Here is a 21883-nt window from a genome sequence, read left to right as displayed (position 1 = left end):
CCTACCGCACGGTGACGAACGCGTCGGCGCTCCGGTCCGGCCGCCCCCGTGGGGCCTCCGCGGGCCGCCCCACCGCGACCGCCCCCATCGGATCCCACCCCTCCGGCAGCTCCAACACCCCCCGCACCGTCTCCCGACAGAACATCGTCGAGGAAACCCAGGCGGAGCCGTACCCCTCACCCGTGAGCGCGACCAGCAGGTTCTGCACCGCGGCCCCCAAAGCCACCGTGAACATCTCCCGCTCGGCCGCAGCCCGCCGCACGTCCGGGTAGTCGTGCGAGCCGTCCATCACCAGGCACGGCACCACCAGGTACGGCGCGTCCCGCAGCACGTCCCCACGGGCCGTGCGCCGGGCGATCCGGGCCTCGTCCCAGCCGTCCAGCTCCCGCAGGTCCCGCTGCCAGGCGCCGAGCATCGCGTCCAGCAGCCGCACCCGCGTCTCCGCGGACTCCAGCAGCACGAACCGCCACGGCGTGGTGTGGTGCGGGGCCGGCGCGGTGACGGCGGCGGCCACCGCGCGCCGCACCGCGGCCGGGTCGACCGGTTCGGCGGTGAAGGACCGGACGGTCCGCCGCAGGGTGACGGCCTGGCGCAGCGCCTCGGAGGTGCCGAGCCGGAACATGTCGTCCGCGGCGGCCCGCACCAGCGGCCGGGTGCCGGCGCCGTCCTCGGTGGTGACGAGCGGGCCGAGCCCCCGCACGACGGCGACCGGGACGCCGCTGGCCTTGCCCTTGACCAGGTCGGCGGCGGCGGCGAGTTCGTCGGCGGTCGCGGTGACGGTGAGCACCAGCTCGTTGCCGTGGCTGTCGGTGCGCCCCCGGTGGTCCTCCAGGACGGACAGCCCGGCGGCGCCGATCGCGACGTCGGTGAGCCCGTTGCGCCAGGGCCGGCCGAAGGTGTCGGTGATGACGACGGCGAGCCGGCGGCCGGTGAGCTGCTGGAGCCGGGCGCGCAGGGCGCGGGCCGAGGCGTCCGGGTCCTCGGGCAGCAGCAGCACGGTGCCGGGGGCGGTGTTGGAGGCGTCGACCCCGGCGGCGGCCATGACGAAGCCGTTGCGGTTCTCGACGATCCGGGCCGGTCCGCGCCGGGCGACGACCCGGACGGTCTCGGCGTCGATCGCGGCCTCGCGGTCGGCGGCGTGCAGCAGCCGGCCCTCGGCCTTGCTGACGATCTTCGAGGTGACCAGCAGGATGTCGCCGTCCTGGTACGTCCCGGCCTTGGCGATCAGCCCGGCGAGGTCGGCCCCGGCCTCGACCTCGGGGATGCCCTCGACCGGCAGGATCTCGATCGTCACTTGCGGACCTGCTCGGCCAGCGCCAGTGCCGCCCGGGCCATCTCGGCGGTGGCCTCGACGTCGGTCATCAGCAGCGGGACGGCCCGGCAGGCGATCCCGGCGGCCTCGACGGCGGGGACAGCCTCCTCGTCCGCGCTGTCCACCAGCCAGCCGTCGATCAGGGAGGAGCCGTAGTTCAGCGCGACCGCCTCCGCCGTGGCCTCGACGCCGACGGCGGCGAGCACCTTGTCGGCCATGCCCCGCACCGGCGCCCCGCCGATGATCGGGGAGAGTCCGACCACCGGCGCCGGGGCGGCGGCGACGGCCTCCCGGATGCCGGGGACGGCCAGGATGGTGCCGATCGAGACGACCGGGTTGGACGGCGGGAAGAGGATGACGTCGGCCTCGGCGAGGGCCTCCAGCACGCCGGGCGCGGGCTTGGCGGTGTCCGCGCCGACCGGGATGATCGCCTCGGCGTCGACGGCGGCGTGCAGCCGGACCCAGTACTCCTGGAAGTGGACGGCCCGGGTGCCCTGCTCGTCGGTGATCCGCACGTGGGTCTCGACCCGGTCGTCGCTCATCGGCAGCAGCCGGACGCCGGGCTTCCAGCGCACGCACAGCGCCTCGGTGACCTGGCTGAGGCTGTACCCGGCGGTGAGCATCTGGCTGCGGACGAGGTGGGTGGCGAAGTCCCGGTCGCCGAGCCCGAACCACTCGGGGCCGACGCCGTACTCCTTCATCTCGGCCTTGATCGACCAGGTCTCGTCGGTCCGGCCCCATCCCTGTTCCTCGTGGATGCCGCCGCCGAGGGTGTACATCACGGTGTCGAGGTCGGGGCAGACCTTGAGCCCGTAGAGGTGGATGTCGTCGCCGGTGTTGCCGATGACGGTGATCTCGTCCTGCGGTCCGACCGCCGCGAGGAGTCCGCGCAGGAAGCGCGCCCCGCCGATTCCGCCTGCCAGTGCCACGATGCGCATGGGGTCATCCTGCCACGGTCGGACTGCCCGTCAGGCTGCGGTCAGTGGGTCTCGGACTCGGCCGCGTGGGCGTGCTGCTCCGGGACGGCGGTGGCGGCGCCGTACTGGTTCATCTCGGTCAGGCCGGGGGTGTAGAGGTGGATGGAGACGGCGGGTTCGAGCGCGCCGTTGACCACCTCGTGCAGGTAGCCGGAGGAGAACACGCGCTGTCCGCCGGGGCGCAGGGTGCGGGCGCCTTCTCCGGCGTGGGTGAGGGAGCGTTCGATCAGCTCGCCCCGGACGACGGTCATCACGCCGGAGGACTCGCCGTGGTCGTGGAAGCCGCTGCTCTGGCCGGGCAGCCAGCTGAGCAGCCAGACCTCGTAGCCGGGGCCGGTCTCCAGCCGGGCGTACCAGCGGGTGAGCGCGTCGTAGCGGACCAGCGGTTCCCAGCGGGAGCGGTCGGCGGCGATCTCGCGGACCAGCCGGGCGTACCCGGCGACGGTGGTGGGGTGGCCGGGCAGGTCGGTGCGGGCGAGGTGGGGGAAGGCGAGCGGGTCGCCGGCGATGGAGACGTCGCTGAGGCCGTCGTTCCAGCGAACAGCGCTGGTGAGGCCACGGCGGGCGGGCTTGTTGCGGTCGCGGTTCCGCTTGCGGATGCGGATCATGCGCACGGGAGTCGTCCTCGGATGGGTCGGCTGGTCTGGGGAGCAGCCGGATCCGGGATGTCCTGGGGCGGGATGTCGCGGGCGGCCTCTGTGCTTCCTGGGGCGGCGCGCGGTGGGACGCGGGCGCCTAGATACAGCAGGAACAGAGGCGACAACAGGAGTTCACGGCACGGCGGAGCGTGGAACCGCTCCGGGGGCTGGCGAACTCTGACATGGGGGAAAGGAGACCGCATCCCTGGGGGCGGTGTCAAACGGAACGATGCGGCATTCGAGTGGGTTAGGTCTGGATCTTGCCCGGATGGGGTGATTCATCACTCTCTATGTTTCGATGAGAAGATCGCCGGGAAGGCAGGCCGATGACCGGCCTGTGATGGTGACCGAGCGTCATTCCGCGAGTGGTAGCGGGCGTTTCGATGCTCTCCAGGCCTTTCGGGCTGAAGGCCCGATGTGTCCGAATATGTACACTATTCGTAACGGCTTGGTGCCAGGGAGTGAATCCCGGCCTCAATACCAGAGCTCGGCTTGACTGGGCCAGAGTGACGCAACTGTAATTTCACTCGTGTCGTCAGCCGCACGAGGCAACGGCAACCACGGGGACGCCAAGTAGGGGCAGAGGAGGCGCGCCACATGAGCGAGCTCTTTGAGCTGTTGATCGGGGACGGCATCGCGGAGGAGGAGGAGGAATTCGGTTGGCAGGAGCGCGCGTTGTGCGCTCAGACCGACCCGGAGTCCTTCTTCCCCGAGAAGGGCGGCTCGACCCGCGAGGCCAAGAAGGTCTGCCTCGCCTGCGAGGTCCGCTCGGAATGCCTGGAGTACGCGCTCGCCAATGACGAGCGCTTCGGCATCTGGGGCGGCCTCTCCGAGCGCGAGCGCCGTCGGCTCAAGAAGAGCGCGGTCTGACCGGGCCGACCCCCGGCCCCGCTGACCCTCCGCCACCGGCGGACGGCCACACAGCTGTACGAGCGCCTCACCGCGACGGTGGGGCGCTTTCGTGTTCCCGGACCGCTTTCCGCCGGTCCCGGGCCCGCTTCTTCACCGCCTCCGCACCGGCACCGGGCACGAGGAGGCCATCCGGAGCCGTTAGTGTGGTGCGCCATCCGGTTGCCGTTCACCGGCTGTGTCCACCGAGAACTGGGGCCCGCGCACTCGATGACCGTCTACAGCCACCAGAGCGGCTTCACCGCTTCCAGGCCGCCCGCCTACCCGCGCCACCTGGTCACCGCGGTGATCGTCTCGCACGACGGCGCCCGCTGGCTGCCGCAGGCCCTGGCCGGTCTGCTCGGCCAGGACCGCCAGGTCCAGCGGATTCTCGCGGTCGACACCGGATCCACCGACAACTCCCCGCAGCTGCTCGCCGACACCCTCGAGGACTGGCTGCCCGAGAGCGGCCCGCTGGTGCTCGGCCGCCGGGCCGGCTTCGGCGCCGCCGTCGCCGAGGCGGTCTTCAACAGCCCGCCGCTGCGCCCGGAGGACCTGCCCTACCGGCTCGACCCCTCCGGGTACGACCCGGTCACCGGCGGCTGGGACGACTACGGCGACCCGCTCGCCCAGGAGGACGACCTCGGCCGCGGCGGCCCGCGTGAGACCCAGCCGGTCGAGTGGCTCTGGCTGCTGCACGACGACTGCGAGCCGCAGACCGACGCGCTGCGCCGCCTCCTCCAGGTCGCCGACTCCACCCCCAGCGCCGGCGTGGTCGGCCCCAAGCTGCGCAGCTGGTACGACCGCCGCCAGCTGCTGGAGATCGGCGTCACCATCGCCCGCTCCGGCCGCCGCTGGACCGGCCTGGACCGCCGCGAGCAGGACCAGGGCCAGCACGACCAGGTCCGCCCGGTGCTCGCCGTCTCCAGCGCGGGCATGCTGGTGCGCCGGGACGTCTTCGAGGAGCTCGGCGGCTTCGACAAGGCCCTCCCGCTGATGCGGGACGACACCGACTTCTGCTGGCGGGTCAACGCCGCCGGCCACCGCGTGGTGGTCGCCCCCGACGCCGTGCTGCGGCACGCCGAGGCGGCCAGCCGCGAGCGCCGCGCGATCGACTGCGGCCCCGCCCACCCGCACCGGGTGGACAAGGCCGGCGCCGTCTACACCCTGCTCGCCAACTGCAAGGGCGCGCTCTTCCCGTACGTGCTGCTGCGCCTGGTGCTCGGCACCCTGGTGCGGGCCGTCACCAACCTGCTCGGCAAGGACCCGCGCCAGGCGGTCGACGAGCTGGCCGGCCTCGGCCACGAACTCGTCCGCTTCCCGCGGCTGTTGGCCGCGCGCAAACACCGCGCCCGGACCCGCGCCGCGGACCCCCTGGACGACCGCACGCTCTTCCCGGCGCCCGGCGCCACCACCCGGCTGGCCGTCGAGGGCGTCATCGGCTCGCTCGGGATAGGGGGCGCCGACGACACCGGCAGCCGGCACGGCTCGGTCGAGGCGGGCGGTGACGAGGACGGCGAGGACCTCGTCGTCGAGCAGTTCGCACTGATCAAGAAGCTGGCCCGGCGCCCCGCGCCGGTGCTGTTCGCCGCCCTGCTGGTGTTCGCCCTGGTCGCCTGCCGCAGCCTGCTCGGCAGCGGCGAGCTGTTCGGCGGCGCCCTGCTGCCCGCCTCCGACGGCGCGGGCGGACTGTGGGCGATGTACGCGGACGCCTGGCACCCGGTCGGCACCGGCTCCACCGCCGCCGCACCGCCGTACCTCGGCGTGCTCGCGGTGCTCTCCTGGCTGCTGTTCGGCCACGCCGACCTCGCACTCACCCTGCTGGTCGTGCTCACCGTCCCGCTCGCCGCGGTCAGCGCCTACCTGGTGTCCCGGCCGCTGCTGGACTCCAAGCTGGTCCGCGCCTGGGCCAGCGCCACCTACGCGCTGCTGCCCGCGGCCACCGGCGCGCTCGCCCAGGGCCGGATCGGCACCGCCGTCCTCGCCGTGCTGCTGCCGCCGCTGGCCCGCGCCGCGGCGATCGCGGCCGGCCTCGGCATCCGCCAGGAGAGCGCCGCCAAGGGCGCCCGCCCCGGCTGGCGGCCGGTCTGGATGACCGTCCTGCTGCTCACCCTGGCCACCGCCTTCGTCCCGCTGACCTGGGCGCTCGCCGTACCGCTGTGCCTGGCCATGCTGGTCTTCGCGGTGCTGCGCGGCGGGGCCCTCGGCTCCGGCGGCACGGCGCTGCGGCTGCTCGGCCTGCGCGTCCTGGTGATCCTCGCGGTGCCCGTCGCGGTGCTCGCCCCCTGGTCGCTGAAGGTGCTGTCGCACCCGCAGTGGCTGCTGCTGGAGGCCGGGCTGCCCGGTCTGCACGGCGCCGGGGCGAGCGCGGCCGGCCTGCTGCTGGTCAACCCCGGCGGCGCCGGGGTGCCGCCGGTCTGGCTCTCCACCGGTGTCGTCCTCGCCGCGCTGGCCGCGCTGCTGCGCGCCGACCGGCGCCGTGCGGTGCTCGCCGCCTGGGGCGCGGCCGGGGCCGGGCTGGTCTTCGCGGTCGTGGTGGCGGGTGCCTCCGTCACCCCGGCCTCCGGCGGCCAGCCGGTGCCCGCCTGGGCCGGTCCGGCCACCCTGATCGCCGGGATCGCCCTGCTCGCCGCCGCCGCGATCGGCGCCGACGGCGCCAACGCCCGCGTCGCCGGGATCGCCTTCGGCTGGCGCCAGCCGGTGGCCGCGCTGGTGGTGGCCACCGCCGTGCTGGCCCCGCTGGGCACCGGACTGTGGTGGGCGCTGACCGGCGCCGGCGGTCCGCTGCACCGCGCCGCGGTCGGCCAGGTGCCCGCCTTCATCGCCGAGGAGGCCGGCACCAGCGACCGGGCCCGCACCCTCGTCGTCACCGGCCAGAAGGGCGCCGTCCGCTACACCGTGGTGCGCGGCGCCGGCCTGACCCTCGGCCAGGCGGAGTCCACCGTCGACCCGGCCACCGGCACCCAGGACGGCCTGAACAAGATGGTCGGCAGCCTGCTGGCCGGCTCCGGCGCCGACCAGGCGAACGCCCTGGCCGGCTACGGCATCGCCTACGTGCTGGTCGAGCGGCAGGCCGTCGACGCCTTCAAGGACGTCCTGGACACCACCCCCGGCCTGGTCAAGGCCAACCAGGACGGCGACGCCGCGCTCTGGCAGGTCAACGGCGCCCCCGCGGTGCGCGCGGTGATCACCGCCCCGGGCGCCACCCCGGTGGCCGTCCCGGCCGGGGTCCGCGACCTCGCCGCCACCGTCCCGGCCGGTCCGGACGGCCGGGTGCTGCGGCTCGCCGAGGCCGCCGCCCCCGAGTGGAAGGCCACCGTGGACGGCACCGCCCTGGAGCCCACCACGGTCGACGGCTGGGCGCAGGGCTTCAAGCTCCCGGCCGCCGGCGGCAAGCTGAGCGTCACCCGGGAGGGCAGCCTCGCCCACACCGGCTGGATCTGGGCCCAGGTGCTGATCGGCCTCACCATCCTGGTGCTGGCCCTGCCCGGCCGCCGCAGCCACAAGGACGACGACCTGCCCGAGGAGGTGGTCGCCGCCGCCGCGCTGGCCGCCGCCGCCCAGGCGCAGACCCCCGCCCCCGGCAGCCGCCGGGCCCGCCGGATGGCCGAGCGCGGCGAGGGCGGCGAGCCCGGTGCCGAGGAGCCCGGGGTGTACGACGGCCGGCCGGGCCCGATCCCGGCGCAGCCCGCCGGCGAGCCGGTGGCCGGGGCGGTCCAGGCGGCCGCCGCCGTCCAGGAGGCCGAGCCGTACACCGACCCGTACCAGACGTACCAGCAGGCCGACCCGTACAGCTACGACCAGTACACGGCCCAGCAGCCGGTGGCCGCGCCGTACGCCGGCCAGGGCTACGAGGGCCAGGGATACGACGGCCACCAGCAGCAGGCCTACCCCCAGCAGGGCTACGAGCAGCAGGCGTACGAACAGCAGGGCTACGAGCAGCAGGGGTACGAGCAGTACCCGCAGGAGCAGTACGGCTACGACCCCTACCAGCAGCAGGGCGGTCAGCCCCAGCAGACCTGGCTGCCGGGCCAGCAGCAGGGCGAGCCGTACTACGACCCCAATGAACCCGGCGGCACCGGTCATCCCTCCGGGAACCACGGTCCCCACCAGCACGGATCGGGGAGCTGACCCGCGATGAAGAAGCCCGCTTTCAGGAAGAAGTCCGACGCCGGGGCCGAGCAGTCCTTCGTGCCCGCCGCTGCCGCCGAGTCGGCGGGGGCCGCGGAGAAGGCCCCCGGCCGGTCCGCGGGGAAGACCACCCAGTCCCTGCTGGCCGCGGCCGTGGTGCTGGCGGCCGTGTTCGGGATCGCCGAGGCGCGCCCGCCGGCGACCCCGGCCAAGGCGGACGGCGGGGCCGCCCCGAGCACCGCGCAGGTCGAGCGGACGGCGGCGGTCTGCCCGCAGCCCTTCCAGAGCCTGACCGGCTCGACCACCCTCACCGCCTACACCCCGCCCGGCACCGGCTCGGCCACCGGCGGCGCCGGCTGGATCTCCGAGCAGGCCGCCCCGGCCACCCCGCCGACCACGGCCCCCTCGGCCCCGGCACCGAGCGGATCGCCGACCGCCGCGCCGTCCGCCGCCCCGAGCGGCTCCGGCGCCCCGGCCACCCCGGCCCCGGACAAGAACGCCGCGCCCGCCGACGCCAAGCTGACCCTCAGCAAGCCCGGCATCCCGGCCACCGGCCCGGCCTCCAACGGCGACGCCGTGCCCGGCACCGGGGCCGTCGCCAACGGCGCCCTCGCCCCCGGCTTCACCGTCACCCAGACCACCGTGGTCACCGAGCAGCGCGGCACGGGCCTGTCCGGCCTCACCTGCACCCCGGAGAGCACCAGCTTCTGGTTCGCCGGGGCCAGCACGGCCGGCGACCGGGTCGACTACGTCAGCCTGGTCAACCCCGAGTCCTCCGCCGCCGTGGTCGACATCAAGCTGTACGGCGACAAGGGCCTGATCGACAACGACGCCGCCAACGGCATCACCGTCGCCCCCGGCAGCTCGCAGTCCGTCCTGCTGTCGACCATCAGCAAGGGCGCCGTCACCGACCTCGCCGTGCACGTGGTGGTGCGCTCCGGGCGGCTCGGCGCCGCGCTGCACGCCGCCGACGGGGCCAAGGGCGCCGACTGGATCCCCGCCTCGACCGAGCCGGCCCCCACCCAGGTGCTGCCCGGCCTGCCCGCCGACACGGCCTCGGCCCGGCTGGTGGTCTGGGCACCGCCGGAGGACGACGCCGACCTCAAGATCCAGCTCTCCGGCAAGAACGGCTGGTTCACCCCGGCCGGCAACGAGTCGATCCACGTCAAGGCGGGCATGGTGGCCGCCGTCGACCTCGGCAAGGTCACCCGGGACGAGGTCGCCGGGCTGCGGCTGTCGCCCAGCGACGACAAGCACCCCACCCCGGTCGTGGCCGGCCTGCGGGTCGACCGGGTGGGCGGCAACGGCAAGAGCGACGCGGCCTGGCTCACCGGCAGCGGCCCGGTCGGCGCCCGCGCCACCGTCGCCGACAACCGGGCCGGCGCCTCCACGGTGTTCCTGACCTCCACCGGCGACGCCGCCACCGTCAAGGTCACCGGCTCGGCCGGCAGCGGCGGCGGCACCCCGGTGACCAAGGAGGTCCAGCTCCCGGCCGGCGGTACGGTCGCCATCCCGGCGCCCGAGCCCAGCGGGCTGAACGGCGTCTTCGCGGTCACCGTGGAGACCGAGTCCGGCGGACCGGTGGTCGCCGCCCGGATGCTGGCCGTCCCCACCAAGGACGTGCCGATGTTCACCGTCCAGGCGCTGCGCGACGACCACAGCACCGTCCAGGTCCCGCAGGCCGGCCAGGACCCCGGCGTCGTGCTGCGCTGACCCTGACCTTCCGGGGCCCCGCGGGGCCCCGGAAGGTCACTCCTCGTCGTAACGCGGGTCGATCGCGTCCGGCGACAGCCCCAGCAGCTCGGCCACCTGCTCGATCAGGATCTCGTGCACCAGCGCCGCCCGGTCCTCCCGGGTCTTCGCCCGGATCTCCACCGGCCGCCGGTAGACCACGATCTGGCTCTTGTGCCCCTTCTGACCCGGTGACACCCGGCCCAGCGGCACGCCGTCCTCGGTGTCGGCGCCGTCCGGCTCGTGCAGCGGTACCTCCTGCACGGCGAACTCCACCTCGATCAGCTGCGGCCACCGCCGCTCCAACCGCTCCACCGACTCGCGCACGTAGTCGTCGAACAGTTCGGAGCGGGTGAGCGAGATCGGCACCTGGGGCGGGGCCAGCGGGCCGCGCAGCCCCCTGCCGTGCCGGTCGCGGTGCCGGGGGCGGCGCGAGGGGCCTGTCGATGACTGCGGTGCGGAGCTGTCCATATCACTGCCGAGAGTAGTCCTTGAAGGGTCGGAAGTGGACCACTCCGACGGGGGAATCGCCGGTGCGACGGCGCGTGCCGGAAGAGCCGGAGTGAGCCGGACGGCAGGAGCCGGACGGCGCGCCCGGGGCGCCCCCGGGGCCCGGCGGCGGCCCGGCGACGGGCTGCCCGCGGGCAGCCGGACCGCGACACGGCACCCCGCCGGGCAGGCGGTCTTCGCTCCCCGGCGGGGAGTGCGGTACCGTCCACCCTCGTGAGCTCTGTACGTCGTTGTTCGCGGACCGCGTGCGGCCGACCGGCCGTCGCGACGCTGACGTACGTCTACGCGGACTCCACCGCCGTGCTGGGCCCGCTCGCCACCTACGCCGAGCCGCACTGCTACGACCTGTGCGCCGAGCACGCCGAGCGGCTCACCGCCCCGCGCGGCTGGGAGGTCGTCCGGCTCGCCCTCGAGACCGGGCCGCTGCGCCGCAGCAGCGACGACCTGGAAGCCCTCGCCAACGCCGTCCGCGAGGCCGCCCGCCCGCAGACCCCCCGTCAGGGCCGCGGCCCCGACGGCGATTCCACCGAGGGCGGCCGCCGCGGCCACCTCCGGGTCCTGCGCTCGCCCGACAACTAGGGAACCGCTGGGCCCCGTCCCGGCACGGTGTGTTCGCCCGGCCCGGGTACGCTGCCCGTCTGACATCCCCCGCGATCCGTCGACCGGACGCGCGGGTGGCCCGACGTATCGATCAGCACAGAACCAGGGTGGAGCCGCAGTGCGCGACCTCAAGCAGCTCGTGAAGGCGTACGACGTCCGAGGTGTCGTCCCGGACCAGTGGGACGAGAGCCTGTCCCGGGCCTTCGGCGCCGCGTTCGTGCAGGTCACCGGGGCGACCGCGATCGTGGTCGGGCACGACATGCGCCCCTCCTCGCCGTCGCTCAGCCGGGCCTTCGCCGAGGGCGCGGCCGCCTACGGCGCCGACGTGGTCGAGATCGGCCTCTGCTCGACCGACCAGCTCTACTACGCCAGCGGCAAGCTCGACCTGCCCGGCGCGATGTTCACCGCCAGCCACAACCCGGCCCAGTACAACGGCATCAAGCTCTGCCGGGCCGGCGCTGCCCCGGTCGGCCAGGACACCGGCCTGTCCGAGATCCGCGAGCTGGTCGAGTCCTGGACCGCCGAGGACGACACCGTCACCGTCCCGGCCCGGGACGTGAAGCCCGGCGCGCTCTCCGCCCAGGAGACCCTGCGCGGCTACGCCGACCACCTGCTGGGCCTGGTCGACCTCACCGCGATCCGCCCGCTGAAGGTCGCCGTGGACGCCGGCAACGGCATGGGCGGCCACACCGTGCCGACCGTCTTCGACGGCCTGCCGCTCGAGCTCGTCCCGATGTACTTCGAGCTGGACGGCACCTTCCCCAACCACGAGGCCAACCCGCTCGACCCGAAGAACCTGGTCGACCTCCAGGCCAAGGTCCGCGAGGTCGGCGCCGACCTCGGCCTGGCCTTCGACGGCGACGCCGACCGCTGCTTCGTCGTCGACGAGCGCGGCGAGCCGGTCTCCCCGTCCGCGATCACCGCCCTGGTCGCCGCCCGCGAGATCGCCCGCGCCCAGGCCGCCGGCGAGGCCGAGCCGACGATCATCCACAACCTGATCACCTCCTGGACCGTCCCCGAGGTGGTCCGCGAGCTCGGCGCCACCCCGGTGCGCACCCGGGTCGGCCACTCCTTCATCAAGCAGGAGATGGCCGTCACCGACGCCGTCTTCGGCGGCGAGCACTCGGCCCACTACTACTTCCGCGACTTCTGGCGCGCCGACACCGGCATGCTGGCCGCGCTGCACGTGCTGGCCGCGCTCGGCGGACAGCCGGGCACCCTCTCCGAGCTGACCGCCGAGTACGACCGCTACGCCGCCTCCGGCGAGATCAACAGCACCGTCGCCGACCAGGCCGCCAGCACCGCCGCCGTCCGCGCCGCCTACGCCGGCCTGGAGGGCACCTCGGTGGACGAGCTGGACGGCCTGACCGTGGCCGGCCCGGACTGGTGGTTCAACCTGCGCGCCTCCAACACCGAGCCGCTGCTGCGCCTCAACGTCGAGGCCAAGGACCCGGCGCGGATGGCCGAACTGCGCGACGGCGTGCTCGCCATCGTCCGCGCCTGACGGACCGCGCCTGACCGAAGCACGCGGTGCCCCGGCCGGTAGGGTTGCCTATCGGCCGGGGCACCTCCGTGCCACCACCGAACTTTGGAGAGCCCCATGAAGCTCGAATCCTTCCTGCTGGAGATCCTGGTCTGCCCGCAGTGCCGGGCCGCGCTCGTCGAGGGCGGCACCGAGGAGCAGCCCGAGCTGCTCTGCACCGGCGCGGACTGCGGCCTCGCGTACCCGATCCGCGAAGGCATTCCGGTCCTCCTGGTGGACGAGGCCCGCCGCCCGGCCTGATCCTGTTGGGGCCGACCAGCCGACCAGCCCCACCCGCGCCCGCCGCCCACACAGGACAGCCGGAGGCCCGCCGCATGCTCGACGACACCCTGCTCGACGACCCGGCCGCCCTCCAGCGCGCCGACCACGACCGAGCCCTGCTGGCCCTGGCCGGCGCCGGTGCCCGGGTCCGCACCGCGCTGCGGCAGGCCGACGCGGCCGGCCTCGACCGGCTGCGCCCGGACGGCCGCCCGCGCGCCGTCCTGGTCGCCGGGCACGGCAGCGCCCTGACCGCGGCCGAGATCCTCGCGGCGCTGGCCGGGTCCGCCACCCTGGTCGCCCCGCTGCCGCCGACCGAGGCCGCCGCCCCGCGCGCCGACCGGGCCGGCGCCCCGCCCGCCTTCACCGCCGGACTCGGCTGGCAGCTGCCCGGCTGGGCCGGCCCGCTCGACCTGCTGGTGGTCAGCTCCGCCGACGGCGGTGAGCAGGGCCTGATCGGCCTCGCCGAGCAGGCCTACGCCCGCGGCTGCGCCGTCGTCGTCACCGCCCCGCCCGGCAGCCCGCTGGCCGAGGCCGCGCTGCAGGTGCGCGCGCTGCCGCTGCCGTACGTCGGCACGGTGCTGCCCGACGAGGGCCCGGCCGCCGCGCCCGCCGCCGAGCCGGACCTGCCGGCCGAGGACCCGGCCGCGCTGTGGTCCCACCTGACCCCGCTGCTGGCGCTCGCCCAGAAGCTCGGCCTCACCCAGCTGCCCTACGACGCGCTGCCGGCCGTCGCCGACCTGCTGGACACCGCCGCCGTGCGCTGCCGCCCGGACGCCGCCGCGTACACCAACCCGGCGAAGGGCCTGGCCGCGCGGCTCGCCGGGACCGTCCCGCTGCTCTGGGCCGAGGGCCCGGTCGCCGGTGCCGCCGCCGCCCGCTTCGCCGCCCAGCTGGCCGACCGGGCCGGCCGCCCGGCCCTGGCCGGCGCGCTGCCCCAGGTGCTCACCGCCCACCGCGGCATGTTCACCGGCCAGTTGGGCGCGGGCGCCGACCCGGACGACTTCTTCCGCGACCGGGTCGAGGAGCCCGACCCGCTGCACCTCCAGGTGCTGCTGCTGCGGCACCTCCCCGGGACGGACGGGCCGGAGGCCGCGGCGGAGCAGGACGGCCCCGTCGAGGTCACCGAGGACGACGAGCGGCCGCGCAGCTTCGGCGTGCGCCGCGCCCACCGGCTGGCCGCCGCCCACGACGTACGGCTCACCGAGTACGCGAGCACCCTCGCGGACCCGCTGCACGCGCTGGCCGACCTGATCGCGCTGACCGACTTCGCCGCCGTCTACCTGGGGCTCGCCGCCGCGCAGTCCTGATGCCGCTAGGTTTGTGTGCATGAGCACAGAGGGCGGTACGAAGGCACTGGTCGCGGCGCTGTCCGCCAACCTGGCGATCGCGGCGGCCAAGTTCACGGCCTTCGGCTTCACCGGCTCCTCCTCGATGCTGGCCGAGGGCGTGCACTCGGTGGCCGACTCCGGCAACCAGGTGCTGCTGCTGATCGGCGGCAAGCGGGCGCGCCGGGCGGCGGACGAGGAGCACCCCTTCGGGTACGGGCGCGAGCGCTACGTCTACGGCTTCCTGGTGGCGATCGTGCTGTTCAGCGTCGGCGGGCTGTTCGCGGTCTACGAGGGCTGGCACAAGGTCAACCACCCCGAGACGCTGGACTCCTGGGGCTGGGCGGTGGGCGTGCTGCTCTTCGCCGTCGCGATGGAGGGCTGGTCCTTCCTGACCGCGGTGCGCGAATCCGCCAAGGCCAAGGGCGGCCAGGGCTGGGTGCAGTACATCCGCACCGCCAAGGCGCCGGAGCTGCCGGTGGTGCTGCTGGAGGACACCGGCGCGCTGATCGGCCTGGTGCTCGCGCTGCTCGGCGTCTCGCTGACCGTGATCACCGGCGACGGCGTCTGGGACGGCGTCGGCACCCTGTGCATCGGCGTCCTGCTGGTGGTGATCGCGGTGGTGCTCGCGCTGGAGACCAAGTCGCTGCTGCTCGGCGAGTCCGCCGACAAGGAGTCGGTGCGGCGGATCCGTGCCGCGCTGGTGGACGGCGAGGCGGTCACCGGGGTGATCCACATGCGCACCCTGCACCTCGGTCCGGAGGAGCTGCTGGTCGCCGCCAAGATCGCCGTCAACGCGGAGGACAGCGCCGACCGGGTGGCGCGGGCCATCGACGCGGCCGAGGAGAGGGTCCGCGCCGCCGTCCCGATCGCCCGGGCGATCTACCTGGAACCGGACGTCTACAGCGCCGAGAAGGCCGCCGCGGGCGAGGACCCGGCGGCCACCCCGGGCGGCCCGGGGCCGGAAGCGGCGCACTGACGGACCGTCCGACCGGGGCCGGAGACCGGCCCCGGTCCCGGGCTCCCGGCGGCTCGGGCCCCGGTCGAGGGGCGGTCGGATCCGGCCGCCCAAATCACTCATCAGCGGACGCCCGACGGGGCCATCGGTGTAGATTCGTCACCAGTGCCAGAACGTCGCTGCTGATGGCGGTCGATCGGCGGTCCGCGCCCGTAGGGTGTGCGCCGGTCGAGGGAGAGAGGTCCTCCGACGGTTTGTGCTGCGCAGCAGGGAGCCGGTCCGCCACCACGGGATCCGGCGGCCCCGGCGTAGCCGTGCGTCCGTACGGCCCGCCATGCGCATCGCACATCCGGACCTTGGCCGTGCCCCACCCCCATCAGCGAGGAGCAGACGCATGTCGACCGACATCACCGGTGACTTCAAGGTCGCCGACCTTTCCCTGGCGCCGTTCGGCCGCAAGGAGATCCAGCTGGCCGAGCACGAGATGCCCGGCCTCATGTCCATCCGCGCCGAGTACGCCGCGTCGCAGCCGCTGGCCGGCGCCCGGATCACCGGCTCGCTGCACATGACCATCCAGACCGCCGTGCTGATCGAGACCCTGACGGCGCTCGGTGCCGAGGTCCGCTGGTGCTCCTGCAACATCTTCTCCACCCAGGACCACGCGGCCGCGGCCATCGCCGTCGGCCCGGAGGGCACCCCGGAGAACCCGAAGGGCGTGCCGGTCTTCGCCTGGAAGGGCGAGACCCTGGAGGAGTACTGGTGGTGCACCGAGCAGGCGCTGACCTGGCCTGACGGCCAGACCCCGAACATGATCCTGGACGACGGCGGCGACGCCACCCTGCTGATCCACAAGGGCGTCGAGTTCGAGAAGGCCGGTGCCGCTCCGGACCCGTCCACCGCGGACAACGACGAGTTCCGGATCATCCTCGAGCTGCTCAACCGCACGCTCAAGGACACCCCGAACAAGTGGACCGAGGTCGCCGCCACCATCAAGGGCGTGACCGAGGAGACCACCACCGGTGTCCACCGCCTGTACGAGATGCACCGTGACGGCCAGCTGCTGTTCCCGGCGATCAACGTCAACGACTCGGTCACCAAGTCGAAGTTCGACAACAAGTACGGCTGCCGCCACTCGCTCATCGACGGCATCAACCGCGCCACCGACGTCCTGATCGGCGGCAAGGTCGCCGTCGTCTGCGGCTACGGCGACGTCGGCAAGGGCTGCGCCGAGTCGCTGCGCGGCCAGGGCGCCCGCGTCATCGTCACCGAGATCGACCCGATCTGCGCGCTCCAGGCGGCGATGGACGGCTACCAGGTCGCCACCCTGGACGACGTGGTGGAGATCGCCGACATCTTCATCACGACCACGGGCAACAAGGACATCATCATGGCCTCCCACATGGCCCGGATGAAGCACCAGGCCATCGTGGGCAACATCGGCCACTTCGACAACGAGATCGACATGGCCGGCCTGGCCAAGCTCGACGGCGTCGTGAAGACCGAGGTCAAGCCGCAGGTCCACGAGTGGCGCAAGGCCGACGGCCGCACCATCATCGTCCTCTCCGAGGGCCGCCTGCTGAACCTGGGCAACGCGACCGGCCACCCGTCGTTCGTGATGTCCAACTCCTTCGCGAACCAGACGATCGCCCAGATCGAGCTGTTCACGAAGACCGACGAGTACCCGATCGGCGTCTACGTGCTGCCGAAGCACCTGGACGAGAAGGTCGCCCGCCTGCACCTCGACGCGCTGGGCGTGAAGCTGACCACGCTGAGCCAGGAGCAGGCCGACTACATCGGCGTCCCGGTCGAGGGCCCGTACAAGCCGGAGCAGTACCGCTACTGATGCGGTGGGCTCTCCGGTCCGGATGAGTTCGCGCTGACGCCGGTGGCCGGCACCCCTCGGGGGGTGCCGGCCACCGGCGTTTCCGGGTTCAGCGGATGACCTGGGTGGTCCAGGTCTTCTGCTCGACGCCGGTGACGTGCACCGCCGCGGCGAGGGACTCCAGGCCGCCGAGGCGGTCGGTCAGCGGCAGGCTGTCGGACTCCACCGTCGCGCAGATCCTGAGCCCCTGCTCCGTCCGGCACTTCTGGTCGGTCTTCCCGTACGGCGGGCTGCCGACCGGGGTCACGATGATCCCGAAGCCCATCTCGCCGGAGGTGAGACCGAGGGTCGCGACCCAGGGCTTCCCCGGCGTGGGCCAGGTCAGCTCGGCGCTGGTCGGGCGGGTGCCCGTCGGCAGGCCGGACAGCCAGAACGGCAGCGGGACCGGCTGGTCGACGACCTCGACCGCGGCCGCGACGCGCAGCAGCACCTCGTCCGTGGGCTCGGCTCCCCTCGGCCGGTTCGACAACAGCTGGGCCCAGTGGCCGGAGGCGGTCTGCCAGCGGAGGATCCGCCGTCCGCTGTCGAAGGTCGGGTGGGTCGGGTCGGTCACCCAGTAGGCGGTCCGGCCGTTGACCGTGGCGGCCGGCACCCTCTCCTGCTTCTGCTGCGCATCGGCGCGCAACGCGGGCTCGGACGTGTCGGGATGGACGATGAGTTCGAGCGTCCCCGCCGTACCGGGCAGCGTGGCCCGCGTGACGACCGATCCGTCGGCGGCGCTGTAGCCGAAGGTGGGTTCGGCGTCCGGCCCGCCGGGGAGCCAGCCGAACGTCCCGCCGGCCACCAGCGGGTCGGTGGGGCTGCCGATCGTCGGCGGGGGCGTGGCGGGTGCGGTCAGGTGCTTCCCGCGGGGAGGGGCGGCCGGCACCAGACGGGTGTCGGAGCCCCCGCCGCCACCGGGCGCGAGCAGCAGCACGGCCGTGACCGCGCACGCGGTCGCGGTGGCCAGCGCGGCGGCGACGGCCCGTCGGCGGCGGCGCAGCCTGGTCCGCCCGGCGGTGATGGACGCGGCGGGGTCGAAGCCCGGCGGAGGGGCCGGCTCGGCGGCCAGGTCCGCCAGCTGGACGGCCAGATCGACGTTGTCGATGTTCGTCATGACGTCCTCTCTGCGGCGGTGGGGCGGAGGAGCAGGGTGTTGCGCAGGGTGTCCAGGGCCCGTGAGCTCTGGCTCTTGACGTTGCCCGTCGAACAGCCCAGGGCCTCGGCGGCCCGGTCGATCGACAGGTCGCAGTAGTAGCGCAGGACGACGGTGGCCCGTTGTCGGGGCGGCAGGGCCGCGAGTGCCCGGCGCAGGTCGAGCGAGGCGTCCAGGTCGAGGACCGCGGCCGCGGATTCCGCGTCGACGGCCGTCCGTACCGTGCGGCGCCACCAGGAGGTGCGCTGCTCGGCGAGGAAGGTGTTGACCAGCGTGCGCCGGGCGTAGCCGTCCAGGTTGTCCGCCCGGCTCGCCTTGGACCAGTGCACGTACAGCTTGGTGATGGTCTCCTGCACCAGGTCGTCGGCCCGGTGCCAGTCCCCGCACAGCAGATAGGCGACCTTCCGCAGCCAGCCGCCCCGGGAGGCCACGTACTCCGTGAACTCCTCGTCGCGCGTCTGCTTCGCCATCCGCACCCCCTCTCGTCGTCCTGCTCGTGGTTCTGCTCTGGTGGTTCTGCTCTGGTGGTCGGGGCGGCGTCTCCCGCGCCGTCCGACCCTCTAATGCGGGCGGCTCCGCGGAATGTTGCACGGGGTGCGCACGTAGGCTTTCGGGCATGCCCAACGGCCGGTACTCACTGCACGACAGCCACGACCACCTCCTGCTCGGCGAGGAGCGCTTCAGCTGCGCGCCCGGGGCGGCCGGCTGGCGCTACGTCTCCAAGACCTACGCGCCGGACGGGCGGGTGATCGGCAGCGTCGACCTGACGCTGGACTCGCGGGCCCGGCCGCTGCGGATGGAGCTGCGGGCCGGCGGCTGGCAGGTGCGCGGCGGCGCGGTGGACGGGGTGGCCTGGGTCCGCACCGACGCGGCCGATCCGGGGGGCGAGCACGCGGCGGAGGGGCACGACCGGGCGCACGGCTTCGCCGGGCGCTCGCCGGGCTTCCTGGTCGCCACGGCCCGGATGCTGCGGCTGCGGGAGGGGGCGAGCGCGCGGGTGCGGCTGGTGGCGTTCACCGAGCCGGTGCTGGCGCCGCGCACCTTCGACCAGGGGTGGCTGCTGGAGGGCGTGGACACCCACGAGACGGACTCGGGGCCGCTGTTGGTCGAGCGGTACCAGGTGGGGGACCTGGAGACGGGGGAGCAGCAGGTCGTGCACCTGGCGGGGGACGTGGTGCTGGCGGCGGAGGGGATCGAGCTGGAGGAGCTGCAGTCGCCGCCGAACGCCTGGCCGGTGGGGGAGTAGGGGCGGGGCGCGGTTCGGGCGGGCGGGTCAGGTAGGCGGCTCAGGCGGGCGGGGCGAAGCCGGCGTCGGGGGTGGCGGGCCGCGGGGGCTCGGCGGGCTGCGCGGGCTTGACGAAGGACGGGGCGGCGGGGGCCGGGGCGTACGGCGCGGCAGGCGCCGGTGCGTACGGTGCGGGCGCTGGTGCGTACGGGCCGGGCGCGGGTGCCGCGGGCACGCCGAGGACGCGGTGGGGGCGGCCGTCGGCCGTGGGGACCGGGGCGGCGGCCGGGTGCGGGACGGGCGGCTGGACGGGTGCCGAGGCCGCGAACCGCTGCTGGGCGCGCATCCACTCCCGGCGCTGGCGCTCGGTGAGCACCGCGCCCAGGTACGCGGCCGGGTGCAGCCCCGGCGGCACCGGGTTGCCGATCCGGGCGGCCAGGTCCTCGGCCAGCCCGGTCGACATCCGGAACGTCACAGCCGGGTCCAACTGCCCGATCCGGCCGAGCAGTTGGCGGATCGCCAGCCAGAGCGGCTCGGGCACCGCGGAGAGGTCCATCGCGACCAGCTCGCGGCCCATGTCGTGCAGCAGCTGCGGGTGCACCGGGGGCAGCGGGCTGACCGCGCCGGCGCCGGCCGGGGTTCGCTCGCGGACCACGACCGTCCCGGCGAAGATGTCGCCGAGCCGCTTGCCGTCCGAGTTCAGCGCGGAGGTGATCACGGCCGGGGCGCCGGTTATCGCGATCAGCTCGAAGAAGCCCACCAGCCCGCGCACCAGCGAGTGCCGGAACCGGACCGGCCCGCCGTCGGTGCGCACCACCCGCAGGCCGAGCGCGGCCTTGCCGACCGAGCGCCCGTGGCTGAAGGTCTCGATCATCACCGGCAGGGCGACCAGGTAGAAGACCGTCATCCCGAGCATCGTCGCCGTCAGCGCCGCGGTGTCCAGGTCGGTCAGGGCGACACTCATCACCAGTGTCGACACGAACAGCGCGGCGAACTCGATGAGGAGGTCGAGCACGATCGCCAACGCCCTGCTCGGAAGCTTCGCCGTCTGCAGGTCGAGGACGACCGCCTCACCCGTCACCAGGTCGCTCAAGACACCTGTCCGTTCACGCTCATGCGAGCAGGTGGGAGCCGTGCTCGGATCCGCCCCCACCGCTCGCTCTCCGCAGTCTGATCCGCAGCCGCAAACATACGGCGCCCGGCGGGCGCACGGGAAGTGAGATCCCGGCGGCCGGGGCGGCGGCGGCTCCTGGCATGCTGGGCCCGCACGTGTCCGCACGTACCTGCCCGACCGCGCCCGACCGCGCACGCGCGCCTCGCGCCATCGCCGACCATGGAGCCGCCGAATGGACCTGGACGTCTTCGTCGCCACCCACCAGGGGGAGTGGGCCCGGCTGGACGCCCTGGCCCGTAGGCGCCGGCTCAGCGGCGAGGAGGCCGACGAGCTGGTCACCCTCTACCAGCGCGCCACCGGCCACCTCGCCAAGGTGCAGGCCGCCGCGCCGGACCCGGCACTGGTCAGCCGGCTGACCGGCCTGGTCTCGCGGTCCCGCAGTGCGGTGACCGGCGCCCGCAGCAACGGCTGGCAGGACGTCGCCCGCTATTACACGGTGAGCTTCCCGGCCGCGCTGTACCGCGCCCGCCGTTGGTGGGTGCCGGTCGCGGTGGTCTCGATGGCCTTCACCGTGCTGATCGCCTGGTGGATCGCCACCCACCCCGAGGTCCGGAACAGCCTCATCGCGCCCGACGACCTGCGGGAGATGACCCGCCCCGGCGGACAGTACGAGGCGTACTACTCGGACCGGCCGGCCAGCTCCTTCGCCGCCCAGGTCTGGACGAACAACGCCTGGATCGCCGTGCAGTGCCTGCTCTTCGGGATCGCCCTGGGCATCCCGGTGCTCATCGTGATGTGGACCAACGTGGTCAACCTCGCCGTCGGTGTCGGGCTGATGGCCTCCGCCGGGCGGCTCGACATCTTCCTCGGCCTGCTCATCCCGCACGGTCTGCTGGAGCTGACCGCGGTCTTCGTGGCCGGCGGCCTCGGCCTGCGACTCGGCTGGACCGTCATCGACCCCGGCCCGCGCACCCGCACGGTGGCGCTGGCGGAACAGGGCCGCTCGATCATCGGCATGGGAATCGGGCTGGCGACGGTGCTGGCGGTGGCCGGAACGCTGGAAGCCTTCGTGACCCCGTCCGGCCTGCCGACCTGGGCGCGCATTTCCATCGGAGTGGTAGCAGAGGCGGCGTTCCTCACCTATGCGCTGGTGTTGGGCCGGAAGGCCGCGGCGAGCGGTGAGTTCGGCGATGTGGATGCGGCCGATCGGGCGGACCTCCAGCCTGTCGCGGCCTGAGCCGATGTGATCAGCAGGCCTCTGACCTGCTACTCTTCTCGCATCCCGACCAAACCATTGACGTGGTGAGGGTGGGCTAGTAGGTTTGAACGGTTGGGACTGACTGGACAACGGTCAGCCCGGGCGTTAGTGTCTACGACACCGCCGAAATCGAGGCGAGCGCGTTTCACGAAATGCGCGTCCTCTGATGAAGCAAATCCCACGGACGGAACACTCCGAAGGCTTTGATAGGCTTCGGAACGAAGTTCGCAGGAAATCCCCCCAGCGGGAATCGGATGAATGAAACTCCGGAAAACGGAGCGGAAAACATCTGGTAAGCTTGAAACACGAAAGAACGAAGCGCCCGGAGGGCCCGCTGGAAGGCGGTCCGAAGGAAGCGTCCGTTCCTTGAGAACTCAACAGCGTGCCAAAAGTCA

Annotated in this window: 18 protein-coding genes; 11 read left to right on the top strand and 7 right to left on the bottom strand. The window is 73.8% G+C overall.

Annotated elements, in window-relative coordinates:
- Position 1 precedes the first annotated feature (1 nt).
- From ACFVXG_RS40140 to ACFVXG_RS40130, 3 genes are read right to left on the bottom strand one after another with little or no spacing between them, the layout of a single operon-like run.
- The gene (locus ACFVXG_RS40140) at positions 2 to 1294 is read right to left on the bottom strand and encodes a coenzyme F420-0:L-glutamate ligase (protein WP_387935198.1); all 1293 of its coding nucleotides are present in this window, start codon (positions 1292 to 1294) and stop codon (positions 2 to 4) included.
- Positions 1291 to 2250: a 2-phospho-L-lactate transferase gene (gene cofD / locus ACFVXG_RS40135; protein WP_387935196.1), complete on the bottom strand. Its 960-nt coding sequence runs from the start codon at positions 2248 to 2250 to the stop codon at positions 1291 to 1293. The genes ACFVXG_RS40140 and cofD overlap by 4 nt, the downstream gene beginning before the upstream one ends.
- Before the next feature lie 41 nt (positions 2251 to 2291).
- The gene (locus ACFVXG_RS40130) at positions 2292 to 2903 is read right to left on the bottom strand and encodes a cysteine dioxygenase (RefSeq protein ID WP_387935194.1); all 612 of its coding nucleotides are present in this window, start codon (positions 2901 to 2903) and stop codon (positions 2292 to 2294) included.
- A 621-nt stretch (positions 2904 to 3524) separates the two neighbouring features.
- Between ACFVXG_RS40130 and ACFVXG_RS40125 the strand changes: the two genes are divergently transcribed.
- The 3 genes from ACFVXG_RS40125 to ACFVXG_RS40115 all read left to right on the top strand — a co-directional run bounded on the left by ACFVXG_RS40125 (position 3525) and on the right by ACFVXG_RS40115 (position 9659).
- A complete protein-coding gene (locus ACFVXG_RS40125) occupies positions 3525 to 3797 on the top strand; it encodes a WhiB family transcriptional regulator (RefSeq protein WP_375895861.1) in 273 nt (90 codons plus the stop codon).
- 249 nt (positions 3798 to 4046) lie between these two features.
- Positions 4047 to 7946, top strand: a complete 3900-nt coding sequence (locus ACFVXG_RS40120) for a glycosyltransferase (RefSeq protein ID WP_387935193.1) — start codon at positions 4047 to 4049, stop codon at positions 7944 to 7946.
- Between the two features lie 6 nt (positions 7947 to 7952).
- The gene (locus ACFVXG_RS40115) at positions 7953 to 9659 is read left to right on the top strand and encodes a DUF5719 family protein (RefSeq protein ID WP_387935191.1); all 1707 of its coding nucleotides are present in this window, start codon (positions 7953 to 7955) and stop codon (positions 9657 to 9659) included.
- 36 nt (positions 9660 to 9695) lie between these two features.
- On the opposite strand, the gene ACFVXG_RS40110 is transcribed toward ACFVXG_RS40115, so the two are convergent.
- Complete coding sequence (locus ACFVXG_RS40110) at positions 9696 to 10148, bottom strand: metallopeptidase family protein (RefSeq protein ID WP_350509617.1); 453 nt, start codon at positions 10146 to 10148, stop codon at positions 9696 to 9698.
- A 252-nt stretch (positions 10149 to 10400) separates the two neighbouring features.
- Here ACFVXG_RS40110 and ACFVXG_RS40105 point away from each other — a divergent pair, with 252 nt between their 5' ends.
- The 6 genes from ACFVXG_RS40105 (at position 10401) to ahcY (ending at position 16717) form a co-directional block, all read left to right on the top strand.
- Positions 10401 to 10766 (top strand): DUF3499 domain-containing protein, encoded by a 366-nt coding sequence (locus ACFVXG_RS40105; RefSeq protein ID WP_387935189.1) that lies wholly within the window; start codon positions 10401 to 10403, stop codon positions 10764 to 10766.
- 139 nt (positions 10767 to 10905) lie between these two features.
- Positions 10906 to 12291: a phosphomannomutase/phosphoglucomutase gene (locus tag ACFVXG_RS40100; RefSeq protein ID WP_387935187.1), complete on the top strand. Its 1386-nt coding sequence runs from the start codon at positions 10906 to 10908 to the stop codon at positions 12289 to 12291.
- 96 nt (positions 12292 to 12387) lie between these two features.
- Positions 12388 to 12570 (top strand): Trm112 family protein, encoded by a 183-nt coding sequence (locus ACFVXG_RS40095; protein WP_387935186.1) that lies wholly within the window; start codon positions 12388 to 12390, stop codon positions 12568 to 12570.
- Positions 12571 to 12644: 74 nt separating this feature from the next.
- Positions 12645 to 13898 (top strand): SIS domain-containing protein, encoded by a 1254-nt coding sequence (locus ACFVXG_RS40090; RefSeq protein WP_387935184.1) that lies wholly within the window; start codon positions 12645 to 12647, stop codon positions 13896 to 13898.
- A gap of 19 nt (positions 13899 to 13917) precedes the next feature.
- Positions 13918 to 14895 carry a cation diffusion facilitator family transporter gene (locus ACFVXG_RS40085; protein ID WP_387935182.1) on the top strand — a complete coding sequence of 326 codons (978 nt, stop codon included), beginning with the start codon at positions 13918 to 13920 and terminating at the stop codon, positions 14893 to 14895.
- A gap of 373 nt (positions 14896 to 15268) precedes the next feature.
- Complete coding sequence (gene ahcY, locus ACFVXG_RS40080) at positions 15269 to 16717, top strand: adenosylhomocysteinase (RefSeq protein ID WP_387935180.1); 1449 nt, start codon at positions 15269 to 15271, stop codon at positions 16715 to 16717.
- 88 nt (positions 16718 to 16805) lie between these two features.
- Here ahcY and ACFVXG_RS40075 read toward each other — a convergent pair whose 3' ends face one another.
- Positions 16806 to 17852, bottom strand: a complete 1047-nt coding sequence (locus ACFVXG_RS40075) for a hypothetical protein (RefSeq protein ID WP_387935178.1) — start codon at positions 17850 to 17852, stop codon at positions 16806 to 16808.
- Positions 17849 to 18361, bottom strand: coding sequence for a SigE family RNA polymerase sigma factor (locus ACFVXG_RS40070; RefSeq protein WP_387935177.1), 513 nt, complete (start codon positions 18359 to 18361; stop codon positions 17849 to 17851). Before ACFVXG_RS40070 ends, ACFVXG_RS40075 begins: the two co-directional genes overlap by 4 nt.
- 146 nt (positions 18362 to 18507) lie before the next feature.
- Here ACFVXG_RS40070 and ACFVXG_RS40065 point away from each other — a divergent pair, with 146 nt between their 5' ends.
- Positions 18508 to 19137, top strand: a complete 630-nt coding sequence (locus ACFVXG_RS40065) for a hypothetical protein (protein ID WP_350509609.1) — start codon at positions 18508 to 18510, stop codon at positions 19135 to 19137.
- Positions 19138 to 19177: 40 nt separating this feature from the next.
- On the opposite strand, the gene ACFVXG_RS40060 is transcribed toward ACFVXG_RS40065, so the two are convergent.
- Positions 19178 to 20209 (bottom strand): RDD family protein, encoded by a 1032-nt coding sequence (locus ACFVXG_RS40060; protein ID WP_387935175.1) that lies wholly within the window; start codon positions 20207 to 20209, stop codon positions 19178 to 19180.
- Between the two features lie 253 nt (positions 20210 to 20462).
- On the opposite strand from ACFVXG_RS40060, the gene ACFVXG_RS40055 reads away from it, so the two are divergent.
- A complete protein-coding gene (locus ACFVXG_RS40055; protein WP_387935174.1) occupies positions 20463 to 21467 on the top strand; it encodes a stage II sporulation protein M in 1005 nt (334 codons plus the stop codon).
- Positions 21468 to 21883: the final 416 nt, after the last annotated feature.

The sequence above is a fragment of the Kitasatospora sp. NPDC058162 genome (genome assembly GCF_042884005.1).
Lineage (GTDB): Bacteria > Actinomycetota > Actinomycetes > Streptomycetales > Streptomycetaceae > Kitasatospora.
This window is presented reverse-complemented; position numbering and strand designations above follow the sequence as displayed.

Excerpts from the sequence above, each read along its gene's own strand:
- ACFVXG_RS40090 (WP_387935184.1), top strand. The coding sequence starts at position 12,645 with ATGCTCGACGACACCCTGCTCGACGACCCGGCCGCCCTCCAGCGCGCC.
- ahcY (WP_387935180.1), top strand. The coding sequence starts at position 15,269 with ATGTCGACCGACATCACCGGTGACTTCAAGGTCGCCGACCTTTCCCTG.
- ACFVXG_RS40070 (WP_387935177.1), bottom strand. The coding sequence starts at position 18,361 with ATGGCGAAGCAGACGCGCGACGAGGAGTTCACGGAGTACGTGGCCTCC.
- cofD (WP_387935196.1), bottom strand. The coding sequence starts at position 2,250 with ATGCGCATCGTGGCACTGGCAGGCGGAATCGGCGGGGCGCGCTTCCTG.
- ACFVXG_RS40115 (WP_387935191.1), top strand. The coding sequence starts at position 7,953 with ATGAAGAAGCCCGCTTTCAGGAAGAAGTCCGACGCCGGGGCCGAGCAG.
- ACFVXG_RS40085 (WP_387935182.1), top strand. The coding sequence starts at position 13,918 with ATGAGCACAGAGGGCGGTACGAAGGCACTGGTCGCGGCGCTGTCCGCC.
- ACFVXG_RS40065 (WP_350509609.1), top strand. The coding sequence starts at position 18,508 with ATGCCCAACGGCCGGTACTCACTGCACGACAGCCACGACCACCTCCTG.
- ACFVXG_RS40055 (WP_387935174.1), top strand. The coding sequence starts at position 20,463 with ATGGACCTGGACGTCTTCGTCGCCACCCACCAGGGGGAGTGGGCCCGG.
- ACFVXG_RS40125 (WP_375895861.1), top strand. The coding sequence starts at position 3,525 with ATGAGCGAGCTCTTTGAGCTGTTGATCGGGGACGGCATCGCGGAGGAG.
- ACFVXG_RS40095 (WP_387935186.1), top strand. The coding sequence starts at position 12,388 with ATGAAGCTCGAATCCTTCCTGCTGGAGATCCTGGTCTGCCCGCAGTGC.
- ACFVXG_RS40110 (WP_350509617.1), bottom strand. The coding sequence starts at position 10,148 with ATGGACAGCTCCGCACCGCAGTCATCGACAGGCCCCTCGCGCCGCCCC.
- ACFVXG_RS40075 (WP_387935178.1), bottom strand. The coding sequence starts at position 17,852 with ATGACGAACATCGACAACGTCGATCTGGCCGTCCAGCTGGCGGACCTG.
- ACFVXG_RS40120 (WP_387935193.1), top strand. The coding sequence starts at position 4,047 with ATGACCGTCTACAGCCACCAGAGCGGCTTCACCGCTTCCAGGCCGCCC.